Source organism: Mycobacterium sp. 852013-50091_SCH5140682 (assembly GCF_001665685.1).
Lineage (GTDB): Bacteria > Actinomycetota > Actinomycetes > Mycobacteriales > Mycobacteriaceae > Mycobacterium.
The window spans coordinates 25,332-36,744 of record NZ_LZTB01000093.1 but is presented as its reverse complement, the minus strand read 5'-3'; the positions used below and the strand labels follow the sequence as shown (position 1 = coordinate 36,744).

Sequence of the window (11,413 nt, the reverse complement as noted above, 5' to 3'; positions counted from 1 at the left end):
TATGCGATCGTCGGCAGCCGGAGATGTGTATAAGAGACAGCCTCCGCGGTGAGCGACCCGTCTGTTGTCGTTGTGAGGCCTAGGTGACGCGCACCTGGTCCTGTAGTTTCCCGGCTTCGAGCGCAGCCTCGTTCGAGCGCTGCAGCAGCCGCACGAAGTCGGCGATGGCGAGAGTCTCACCGCGCCGGGACGGGTCGATGCTCGCGGCCAGCAGCCGCTCCGCCGACTCGTTGCCCGAACCCGCCCAGTCCGCGAACGCGTTACGCGACGTCTTGCGACGCTGCGCGAACCCGATGTCGATGAGGTTGAAAACCTCGTCCCGGAACGCTTCATCGGTGGGCCACGGCGAGGTCTCGTACCGGTCGATGCGTACGAGGCCCGAGTACACCCGCGGAATGGGCCAGAACACCGTCGGTGACACCATGCCGTGGCGGCGTACGTTGCCGTAGAACCGCACCTTGGCGCTGGGCACCCCGTAGTCCTTGCCACCCGGCTCGGCGGCCAAACGTTCGGCCACCTCGGCCTGCACCATGACCATCACGGTCCGGATGGTCGGGAACTCGGCCAGCAGGTGCAGCAGTGCGGGCACCGCCACGTTGTACGGCAGGTTCGCGACCAGTGCGGTCGGCTGATCGGTGAGATCAGCCGGCATGAGGGTCAGGATGTCGCGGTTGAGCACAGAGAGCCGGTTGATCTCACTGTGCGAGTGATCGGCGATGGTGGTCGGCAGTTGCCGCGCCAGCAGTGGATCGATCTCCACTGCGGTGACCTGCGCACCACGGTCCAGCAGGGCCAGCGTCAGCGAGCCGAGGCCGGGTCCGACCTCAAGCACGTGGTCGGTGCGATGGATCCCTGAAGCCGACACGATACGGCGGACAGTGTTCGCGTCGTGCACGAAGTTCTGTCCGAATGATTTGCGTGGCCGGAAGTCGATCTCTTTGGCCAGGCGTCTTATCTCGGTCCGCCCGAGCAGTCGAATAGTCAGCGCGCCCCAATCCTCCCGCTACACACTGGCCAAGCTCCCCATCCTTGCCGTGCCTGCGTCACCGTAGCAATCGCAATCTGCTCTTCCCTGGTCGCCAAATCGGCTCTCGCAGCATACCGCAAACCGCCCTGCCGCTCCCAAGTGTTTTGATCGAATTGCACGCCGCCGTAAAAACCGTTGCCCGTGTTTATCGCCCAGTTACCTCCGGCTTCACAGGAGGCCAGGGCGTCCCAGGTACTTCCATTCGCAACGGGTGGAACTTCGGTACCCGGCTTGGCTCCGACCCGGAGCACGCCGTCGCGGGCCGGTGTGATAACGACATTGGCTACTGGCAGCCTGCCGGTTTCCACTCCGTTCACCTTCGCCACGGCGAAAGTCACATCCTGGGTGCCGGGGGCGCCCGGGTCCTCGACGACCTGACGGCTCATGTTCATCGAGGTGTCTTCGATGCGCTTGTTGTCCGGCTGCAACGGCATCCGCTCGGTGACCTTCTCGATGCGCATGCGCGTCACCTGGATGTGCATGCCCTCGGTCACGGGTGACGACGCCGCCGGGACGACCGTGTCGTTCTGCTGCAGCGGCGCACCCGCGGCTTCCAGCAGGCCGGCCACGTTCGCGGCCGCCAGATGCACGGTGGACACCGCGCCACCGTCATCGATCTGGGCCGTCTTGGCGCTCACCACGGGAAGTGCCATGCCGCCCAGCGGAACACGGGTCCCGCGGGACGCCGCGGCAGGCGCGGTATCGGTCATCTGCAGCTGTGCCAGCGCCTCGTCGACGGTCGACGCCGTGGTCCACACCTGCTGGCTGGTCTGGCCATCCAGCGAGACCTCCAGCGGACGGCTGCGGTGCAGCACGATGCTGCCCGCGTCCTGCACCGGCTGGTTGGCGGCCGGGTAGAGGTCGTCGCGATCGCCGACGTCGAAACCGTTCTCCTTGACGACGTCGATCACTCTGGACTTCATGGTGGTCACCGTCATCGCGGTACCGTCGACGTTCAGCGTCACCGTCTTGTGCGCCGAGACAGCGAACCCGCCGGCCGCTGTCAGCGTGACCAGGGCGGCGCCGACGACACCTCGGAGCAGCGGCGAGCGCGATTCATGAAGTTTGTGCAGAGCATTCATACGTAAATTCGTCTCTCCCCCGTGCTGACGGCATGGTTCACCGACTGCACGTCGAGCGGTTGATCACAAGACGGTAACGAAAAGGCCTATATACGGCAACTCTCGTCCAACCCGTACACCCGGGTCGCAGTGGTTGCCGTCTCGGCCGCCAAGTCCTGCTCGGGCCGGTCCAGCAGCTTTGCCAATGCCCGGACAGTGTATGGCAGGCAATAGGGCTCGTTCGGCGCGCCGCGATACGGATGCGGAGTCAGAAACGGCGCGTCGGTCTCGACCAGCATCTGCCCCTGCGGGATCAGCCGGGCAGCTTCCTGCAGGTCAACAGCATTTTTGAAGCTGACCGTGCCGGACAGACTCAAAATCCAGCCCGCATCGATGCATGTGCGCGCCATCTCAGGACCTGACGAAAAACAGTGGAAGATCACAGTTTCGGGCGCCCCCTCCGCGGCCAGCACGTCCAGAACGGCGGCATCGGCGTCGCGGTTGTGGATCATCAGCGGCTTGCCGGTCCGTTTCGCCAGGTCGATGTGCCACGCGAAGCCCTCGCGCTGCTCCGCGGGCGTCGCGCAGCCGTCCACCTTGCCGGGCCAGTACAGGTCCATCCCCGTCTCGCCGACCGCGACCACGCGCGGCTGCGACGCCAACCGTTCCAGATCCGCTTTCGCCTGGTCGGTGAGCGCATTGGCGCGCGTGGGATGCAGCGCGACCGCCGCGTACACCCGGTCGTCGGCTTCCGCGGCACCTGCCGCCCAGTGCGCGGCGGCCAGGTCGTCGGCGATGGTGACGACCTTCTGCACTCCGACCGCGGAGGCACGGTCAAGAATCGCACGCACGTCGTCGGGCGTCTCGGCACCGCACGAATCGAGGTGGGTATGGGCATCGACAAGGGGCGCCAAGGGTTCCGGCGCGGGCGGCTTCTCCCTGCCTGAGCGTTTGGAACTCACAGCAACACCATAGAGTGATGCCCCGATGAGCAAGCCGCCGTACTACATCACCACCGCGATCGCCTACCCCAATGGCGCGCCTCACATCGGGCACGCGTATGAGTACATCGCCACAGACGCGATCGCTCGATTCAAGCGACTCGACGGTTTCGACGTCCGCTACCTGACCGGCACCGACGTGCACGGGCAGAAGATGGCCGAGACCGCCGCCGCCGAGGGTATCTCGGCCGCCGAGTTGGCCAACCGCAACTCCGACGTGTTCCAGCGGCTGCAGGAGACGCTCAACATCTCCTTCGACCGGTTCATCCGCACCTCCGATGCCGACCACTATGAGGCCTCCAAGGCGATCTGGCGCGCGATGTTCGAGGCCGGAGACATCTACCTCGGCACCTACTCCGGCTGGTACTCGATACGCGACGAACGCTTCTTCGCCGAGGACGAGACCACCGAGGGGCCCGACGGCACCCGCACCGCCATCGAGACGGGCACCCCGGTCACCTGGACCGAGGAACAGACCTACTTCTTCCGACTGTCGGCCTACACCGATCGCCTGCTCGCCCACTACGAGGCACACCCCGAGTTCATCGGGCCCGACGTGCGTCGCAACGAGATCGTCAGCTTCGTCTCCGGCGGGCTCAAGGATCTGTCGATCTCGCGGACCACGTTCGACTGGGGCGTTCCGGTGCCGGATCACCCGGACCACGTCATGTACGTCTGGGTGGACGCGCTGACCAATTACCTGACGGGCGTGGGATATCCGGACGTGACGTCGGAGACCTTCGGCAAGTACTGGCCCGCCGATCTGCACATGATCGGCAAGGACATCATCCGGTTCCACACCGTGTACTGGCCCGCCTTCCTGATGTCTGCCGGAATCGCGCTCCCCGAAAGGGTTTTCGCGCACGGGTTCATCAACGTCAAGGGCGAGAAGATGAGCAAGTCGGTCGGCAACGTCGTCGACCCCATCGCGCTGGTCGACGCGTTCGGGCTCGACCAGGTGCGGTACTTCTTCCTGCGCGAGGTGTCCTTCGGCCAAGACGGCAGCTACAGCGAAGAGGCCATCATCGGCAGGATCAACGCCGACCTGGCCAACGAGCTGGGCAACCTGGCACAGCGTTCGCTGTCGATGGTCAACAAGAACCTCGACGGCGTGGTGCCCGATCCGGGTGCGTTCACCGAAGACGACACCGCCCTCCTGGCCGCGGCCGACGGGCTGCTGGACCGCGTGCGGGCGCACTTCGCCGAGCCCGCCATGCACCTTGCGCTGGAAGCGATCTGGTCGGTACTCGGCGCGGCCAACCGATATTTCTCGGCACAGGAGCCGTGGGTGCTGCGAAAGTCTGCCGATCCCGGCGACCAGCAGCGCTTCCGCACAGTGCTCTACACCACGCTGGAGACGGTGCGCATCACCGCGCTTCTGAGCCAGCCGGTGATGCCGGATTCGATGGACAAGCTGCTCGACCTGCTGGGGCAACCGGCCGACGAGCGAACCTTCGCTGCCATCAGCACTCGGCTCAAGCCGGGTGTCACACTGCCCGCGCCCGCGGCAGTGTTCCCGCGATATCAGATGGACTGAGTGATATGAGTGGATTACATCCCAGCTTGTGCGACATCTATGAGGAGGTAGCCCGCCGCAACGCCGGCGAGAAGGAATTCCACCAGGCCGTTTTCGAGGTGCTGACCAGCCTCGGGCCAGTTGTCGACAAGCACCCCGAGTTCGCCGACAACGCGGTGATCCGGCGGTTGTGCGAACCCGAGCGGCAGATCATCTTCCGGGTGCCGTGGCTCGACGACTCCGGCACGGTGCAGATCAACCGCGGCTTCCGGGTCGAGTTCAACTCCGCGCTCGGACCGTTCAAGGGCGGCCTGCGGTTCCACCCGTCGGTGTACCTGGGCATCGTGAAGTTCCTCGGCTTCGAACAGATCTTCAAGAACTCGCTGACCGGCCTGCCCATCGGCGGCGGCAAGGGCGGTTCGGACTTCGATCCCAAGGGCCGCTCCGACGCCGAGGTCATGCGGTTCTGTCAGTCGTTCATGACCGAGCTCTACCGCCACATCGGCGAGTACACCGACGTTCCGGCCGGCGACATCGGCGTCGGGATGCGCGAAATCGGTTATCTGTTCGGCCAGTACAAGCGCATCACCAATCGGTACGAATCCGGTGTGCTCACCGGCAAGGGACTGACCTGGGGCGGATCGCAAGTGCGCACCGAGGCCACCGGATACGGCACGGTCTTCTTCGTCGACGAGATCCTGCGCGCGGCACAGGATTCCTTCGACGGCAAACGAGTCGTGGTGTCCGGTTCGGGCAACGTGGCAATCTACGCGATCGAGAAGGTGCACGCGTTGGGCGGCACCGTGGTGGCGTGCTCGGACTCCAGCGGTTACGTGCTCGACGAGAAGGGCATCGATATCGACGTCCTCAAAGACGTCAAAGAGGTCCAGCGCGGGCGCATCAGCGACTATGTCGAAGCTCGCGCCGGCGCAGCACAATTCGTCGCGGGCCGCAGCATCTGGGAGGTGCCGTGCGACATCGCGCTGCCTTCCGCGACCCAGAACGAGGTCTCCGGAGCCGACGCCGAGCTGCTGATCAAGTCGGGCTGCCGGATCGTCGCCGAGGGCGCCAACATGCCGTGCACCCCCGAGGCGGTCAAGGCGTTCGCCGAAGCCGGCGTGACCTTCGCACCCGGTAAGGCCGCCAACGCGGGCGGCGTCGCCACCAGTGCGCTGGAGATGCAGCAGAACGCATCGCGCGACTCGTGGACCTTCGAGGACACCGAGCAGCGGCTGGCCGAGATCATGGGCCGCATCCACGACAGCTGCCTGACGATCGCCGATGAATACGGCCAACCGGGCAACTACATGGCCGGTGCCAACATCGCCGGGTTCATCCGGGTCGCTGACGCCATGCTGGCACTCGGATTGGTGTAACGAGTGATCTGAGCCACATCGCGGACCAAGCTGTCACAAACTGGTCGCGCGCGGTGTCTTGAGGGCACGAGTCCTTTGAGAGGAGACACCATGACCGTCCAGAACATCCGCGTCGCAGTGATCGGCGGCGGCTACGCCGGGGTGCTGGCCGCCAACCGGTTACAGGGCGCCGCGGGCGTCGACGTGACTCTTGTCAACCCGCGACCGCGGTTCGTCGAACGGATTCGCCTGCACCAGCTGGCGGTGGGCAACGACGACGCCACCGAGGCCTACGACACCCTGCTGGGCGACCGGGTGCGGCTGCTCGTCGACAGTGCCGAGCGCATCGACGCGGCGGCCCACCGGGTCTATCTCACCTCCGGCGACACGCTCGACTACGACTACCTCCTGTACGCCGTGGGCAGCACCGGCGGCGTGCCGGCTGCGGTGCCGGGCGCTGCCGAATTCGCTTATCCGCTCAGCGAATTCGAGCAGGCAACCCGGCTGCGCAGCCGGCTACAGGATGTCGCGCTCGGCGCCCCGGTTGTCGTCGTCGGTGGCGGGCTGACCGGCATCGAGGCCGCCGCCGAGTTCGCCGAGGCGGGCCGCACCGTCACCCTGGTCACCGACGTCGTCGGCGCCTCACTGGGCGAATCGGGCCGGCGTTCGGTGGTCAAAGCGCTGACCCGGCAGGGCGTGTCGATCATCGACGGGCCCGACATCCTGGTGGCCGCCGTCGAACCCGATGCGGTGGTGATGGCCGACGGCAACAGACTCCCCAGTGCCGTGACGGTGTGGACGACGGGCTTCGGGGTGCCCGGGCTTGCTGCCGCCAGCGGCCTCACGACCGATGAACTGGGCCGGCTGCGCACCGACGAAACCCTCACCAGCGTGGACGATCCGTGCATCGTCGCCGGCGGCGACGCCGCGTCACCGTCGGGCATCCCGCTGCGGATGAGCTGCCAGTCCGCCGGACCGCTGGGCATCCAGGCCGCCAACACCGTGCTGGCGCGGATCAACGGCACCGAACCCGCGGTGATCAACCAGGCATTCGCCGGGCAGTGCGTCAGCGTCGGGCGCAGCCTGGGCACCGTGCAGTTCTGCCACTCCGACGACAGCCCGCGCAAGGCCTTCGTGGGCGGCCGCACCGGCGCGTACATCAAGGAGCGGGTGTGCCGGGCCACGCTGTGGGCCATCCGTCGCGAAGCCGAAAAACCGGGCTCCTACATCTGGTTTCGCGGGGACAACCGGGCGCGCCAACTCGCGGCGGCGCAGCGGGAGTCACTGGTCGGTCGCGCGGACGTGAGGAGCAGGAGCATCTCATGAGTACACCCAGCGCAGGCAACTCGACCGAGCACGCCGAACGGTTCACGCTGCTGCGGCCGCTGTTGTTCACCATCGCCTACGAAATACTCGGCACAGCAACGGAATCCGATGATGTGCTGCAGGAGAGTTACTTGCGCTGGGCGGAGGTCGACCTGGCAGGCGTGACCGACACCAAGGCCTATCTGGCCCAGTTGGTCACGCGGCAGGCGCTCAACGCGTTACGAGCCCAATCCCGCAGGCGCGAAGACTATGTCGGCCCCTGGCTGCCTGAGCCGCTGCTGCTGGAGACGCGAGACGGTGCGGCCGACGTGGTGCTGGCCGAGTCGGTGTCGATGGCCATGCTGGTGGTGCTGGAGACGCTGAGCCCCGACGAACGCGCGGTGTTCGTCCTGCGCGAGGTGTTCGGCTTCAGCCACGACGAAATCGCCTCGGCGGTAGACAAATCCGCGGCCGCGGTGCGGCAGATGGCACACCGGGCCCGCGAGCATGTGCAATCGCGGCGCAAGCGGTTCGACCCCGTGGATCCGCAGCTTTCGACCGAGGTCACCCAGCGGTTCTTCACCGCGGCAGCGACCGGTGACGTGAATGTGCTGCTGGAATTGCTCGCCCCCGATGTCGTGTGGACGGCCGACAGCGACGGTAAGCGCAGCGCGGCACGGCGGCCGGTGTCCGGGGCACAGTCGGTGGCCAAGTTGGTGATGGGGCTGATGCGGTTCGTCGGGCAGGGCGGCCGCTTCGAGCCCACCACCTACAACAACGCCCCCGCGTACAAGCTGTACCTCGAGGACAGCTTCGAGGGAGTGGTCACCGTCGAGGTCGTCGACGGCAAGATCACCCACTTCTACGCCATGCGCAATCCGGACAAGCTCACCGGCGTCGACATCCCGCGGGTGATCAGCCGCTGAGACTCTGCCACGCTGGTGGCATGCGGATCGAGCGGCTCGGCACCCTGGGCGACCCCACGGTGGTGCTGCGTGCCGTCGCCGCTGCGGCCACGCGCGCCGGTCTGCCCCGACCGGCGGCGTTGATCGGCGACTGGTTCGGTTCCCGCGCGGTGATCGCCCCGTCGCTCATGACGCAGCCGGTGGCAGCGGCCGCGGCGTTCCCGCTCCCGGCGGGCCACACCGCCGGACCGGCGATCGGCGGCGGCTGGTTCGGCTACCTGGCCTATCCCGATCCCGGCGCCGACGGGCTGCCGCCACGCATCCCCGAGGCCGCGGGCGGCTGGTCGGACTGCGTGTTGCGGCAGGACTCCGACGGCCAGTGGTGGTACGAAAGCCTCACCGACACAGCACTTCCCGCATGGTTGGCTGATCTGCCCGCGCCGCAGGCCAGCCCGTATGCCCTGCACTGGGCGCCACCCGACCGGGACGTGCACCGGCACGGCGTACTGGCCTGCCTGGACGCGATCGCCGCGGGCGAGGTGTACCAAGCCTGTGTGTGCACGCGGTTCACCGGTCACCTCGACGGGGACCCGCTGGAGTTCTTCGCCGACGCGGCAGCCCGGACCGTACCGTCACGCGCCGCGTATCTGGCCGGCGACTGGGGCGCGGTGGCGTCGCTGTCACCGGAGTTGTTCCTGCGCCGTCGCGGGACCGACGTCACGTCCAGCCCGATCAAGGGCACACTGCCCCGGTCCGCCGATCCCGCCGAGCTGCTGGCGTCGGTCAAGGATGTCGCCGAGAACGTCATGATCGTCGACCTGGTCCGCAACGACCTGGGCCGGGTGGCCGCCACGGGCACCGTGACGGTGCCCGAACTCCTGGTGGTGCAACCCGCGCCCGGGGTGTGGCATCTGGTGTCGACGGTGGCGGCCGAGGTGCCGGTCGAGCTGCCGATGGATCAGCTGCTGCAGGCCACTTTCCCGCCGGCGTCGGTGACCGGCACCCCCAAGACCCGAGCCCGTCAGCTGCTGCGGCAATGGGAACCTGCACGCCGCGGAGTGTATTGCGGCACAGTCGGTTTGGCCTCACCGGTCGCAGGCTGCGAACTGAACGTCGCGATCCGGACCGTCGAGTTCGGCGCCGACGGGTCAGCGGTGCTCGGCGTCGGCGGCGGCATCACCGCGGACTCCGACCCGGCCCGGGAATGGGAGGAATGCCTGCACAAGGCCGCCTCCATCGTGACGCCTTCGGCTGTCAGCGCCGGATAGCAGCGCACACCCGGTCCCAATTGCCGGAGGCGATCTTCTCGCGGTCGGCTGCGTCGAGGGCTTCCAGAAATCTCCTGCTGGCGCCGTCGGGCACCGGTACGTAGGGGTAGTCGGTGGAGAACATGATGCGGTCCACGCCGACGAGATCGAGCGCCCACTGCAGATATCGCCTGCTGAACATGCCGCTGGGCGTGAGGTACACATTGGTCCGCAGGTAGTCCGACACCGGGCGCTCAAGCTTGGCGATGGCCGACATGCCGTCGATGCGCTCGAGATAGAAGAGCGCGACCTCGCCCCAATGCCCGACGATCACCTGCAGCCCGGGAAACCGGTCGAAGACGCCGCCGAGGACGAGCCGTAACAGCTGAATTCCGGTTTCGTAGTGCCAGCCCAAGCCGAAGGTCGCGAACGCGCCGTCCAGTGTGGAACCGAAGCCGTCGTAGTAGGCGCGGCGCACCTCCGGCACCGGCGACTGCGGGTGCAGGTAGAGCGGCGCGTTGAGCGCCTCTGCCGCTTCGAATATGGCCCAGTTGTCGGGATGGTCCAGATTGCGTTCGCGGGTGCGGCCGAACACCATGGCGCCGTGGAAGCCCAGCTCGGTGACCGCTCGGCCGAGTTCAGCGGCGGCCGCGGCGGGATCGGGCGTGGCCAGCGTCGCGAATCCCTGCAGCCGGTCGGGTCGGGCTGCGACAGCGTCGGCAAGGCGGTCGTTACACGCGACCTGCAGGTGCACGGCCTCGACGGGCGCCAGGTTCTGGACGCCGGGTGTCGTGAGCGACACCACCTGGACGTCCAGCCCGGTGTCGTCCATTGCGGCCACCCGTTCGTCGCCGAGATCCAGCAGGCGACGGGCCACGTCGCCGTGCGCCGGCGTCGCCAGGTCCTGCCAGCGCGGCTCGAGTGCGGCCCACGCGTCGACGAGGTCGGGCGTGACGAAGTGTTCTTCCAGTCCGACGATCTTCATGTACCGATCAACTCCTCTACAAATATGTCCTCGCACGTCAAACGGCGCTGCGACAATCCCTGTTCGAAATGCCACCGCAAGAATGCGTCGAGCGTCGGCCGGTTGGCAGCCACCCCGTACGGCCACCAGTCCGGCCCGAACAGGCTGAGATCGTCGTCGTACAGCGCACTGAACCACGGCATCATCACGTCGATGTGATTGAAGGTCCTTCCGGTCCGGTATCGCTGGGCGACAACGTCTTTGGCCTCACAGAACGCGTCGTACACCGACCACGCGAGGCCCGGGTGGCGCGCAACGAGGTCGCGCCGGATCACCACGGTGTGCATGATCGGGAAGATGCCGGTGCGCAGGTAGTAGTCGCGCTCGACCTGGCGGTAGTCGTCGAACAACCGGGTGACGTTCGGCGACTCCTCGATGACGCACGCCGGCACGTCGGCGGAGATCAGCGCATCGATCTCGCCTGCGTCGAGCATCGGCCCCAACGCCTTGCCCGCACCGGCCCGCGTCACCTCGACGCCTGCCGGATGCAACTGCGGGACGAAATCGAAAGGCGCCATCGGCCAATCGAATCCGCCGATGACCCAACGACATTGATCCGGCCGCACCCCGTACTCGTCGAACAACATGCCCTTGGCGGTGACCCCCGCGTCGTGCCCGTACATGGCGAACTCGCCGACGGTCTTGCCCACGAGATCCTGCGGGGTAGCAATGCCGCTGGACCGGTTGACGAAGATCGCCGAATGTCGGAACTGGCGGGCCAGGAAGATCGGCAGCGCGATGAACGGCGGGTCGGCGAGGTCCAGCGTACGCAGATAGAACGTCAATCCCAGTTCTGCGACGCCGAATTCGCGGCCACCCACCATGCGCTCGAAGATGTCGGACACGATGGTCGCGGTATGAAATGTCGGGGCGACGCCCTTGATCGGGACTGTCCCGTCGATCAATGGGCGGACGTGCTCGTAGTCGTGGAAGCCGATGTCGATGTCGATGTCTTTCATACTCAAAATAGTA

General features: G+C 66.7%; 10 protein-coding genes. 5 read left to right on the top strand and 5 right to left on the bottom strand.

What is annotated here, in order from left to right; all coding sequences use genetic code 11:
- Nucleotides 1-79: 79 nt before the first annotated feature.
- The 3 genes from rsmA to A5784_RS23710 all read right to left on the bottom strand — a co-directional run bounded on the left by rsmA (nucleotide 80) and on the right by A5784_RS23710 (nucleotide 3,050).
- On the bottom strand, nucleotides 80-985 hold the full coding sequence (gene rsmA / locus A5784_RS23720; protein WP_064947326.1) for a 16S rRNA (adenine(1518)-N(6)/adenine(1519)-N(6))-dimethyltransferase RsmA: 906 nt from the start codon (nucleotides 983-985) through the stop codon (nucleotides 80-82).
- A complete protein-coding gene (locus A5784_RS23715; protein ID WP_064947325.1) occupies nucleotides 982-2,109 on the bottom strand; it encodes a resuscitation-promoting factor in 1,128 nt (375 codons plus the stop codon). The genes rsmA and A5784_RS23715 overlap by 4 nt, the downstream gene beginning before the upstream one ends.
- Nucleotides 2,110-2,195: 86 nt before the next feature.
- Nucleotides 2,196-3,050, bottom strand: coding sequence for a TatD family hydrolase (locus A5784_RS23710; protein WP_064947324.1), 855 nt, complete (start codon nucleotides 3,048-3,050; stop codon nucleotides 2,196-2,198).
- A gap of 25 nt (nucleotides 3,051-3,075) precedes the next feature.
- Between A5784_RS23710 and metG the strand changes: the two genes are divergently transcribed.
- From metG to A5784_RS23685, 5 genes are all read left to right on the top strand, one after another.
- Nucleotides 3,076-4,626 (top strand): methionine--tRNA ligase, encoded by a 1,551-nt coding sequence (metG, locus tag A5784_RS23705; protein WP_064947323.1) that lies wholly within the window; start codon nucleotides 3,076-3,078, stop codon nucleotides 4,624-4,626.
- A gap of 5 nt (nucleotides 4,627-4,631) precedes the next feature.
- Complete coding sequence (gene gdhA / locus A5784_RS23700; RefSeq protein WP_064947322.1) at nucleotides 4,632-5,981, top strand: NADP-specific glutamate dehydrogenase; 1,350 nt, start codon at nucleotides 4,632-4,634, stop codon at nucleotides 5,979-5,981.
- A 90-nt stretch (nucleotides 5,982-6,071) separates the two neighbouring features.
- On the top strand, nucleotides 6,072-7,286 hold the full coding sequence (locus A5784_RS23695; protein WP_064947321.1) for an NAD(P)/FAD-dependent oxidoreductase: 1,215 nt from the start codon (nucleotides 6,072-6,074) through the stop codon (nucleotides 7,284-7,286).
- Nucleotides 7,283-8,191: an RNA polymerase sigma-70 factor gene (locus A5784_RS23690; protein ID WP_064947320.1), complete on the top strand. Its 909-nt coding sequence runs from the start codon at nucleotides 7,283-7,285 to the stop codon at nucleotides 8,189-8,191. Before A5784_RS23695 ends, A5784_RS23690 begins: the two co-directional genes overlap by 4 nt.
- Nucleotides 8,192-8,211: 20 nt before the next feature.
- Nucleotides 8,212-9,438, top strand: coding sequence for an aminodeoxychorismate synthase component I (locus A5784_RS23685; protein ID WP_064947319.1), 1,227 nt, complete (start codon nucleotides 8,212-8,214; stop codon nucleotides 9,436-9,438).
- On the opposite strand, the gene A5784_RS23680 is transcribed toward A5784_RS23685, so the two are convergent.
- Both A5784_RS23680 and A5784_RS23675 read right to left on the bottom strand, forming a co-directional pair.
- Complete coding sequence (locus tag A5784_RS23680; RefSeq protein ID WP_064947318.1) at nucleotides 9,425-10,402, bottom strand: amidohydrolase family protein; 978 nt, start codon at nucleotides 10,400-10,402, stop codon at nucleotides 9,425-9,427. The two genes, A5784_RS23685 and A5784_RS23680, sit on opposite strands and share 14 nt — an antisense overlap.
- Nucleotides 10,399-11,400, bottom strand: a complete 1,002-nt coding sequence (locus A5784_RS23675) for a substrate-binding domain-containing protein (protein WP_064947317.1) — start codon at nucleotides 11,398-11,400, stop codon at nucleotides 10,399-10,401. Before A5784_RS23675 ends, A5784_RS23680 begins: the two co-directional genes overlap by 4 nt.
- Nucleotides 11,401-11,413: the final 13 nt, after the last annotated feature.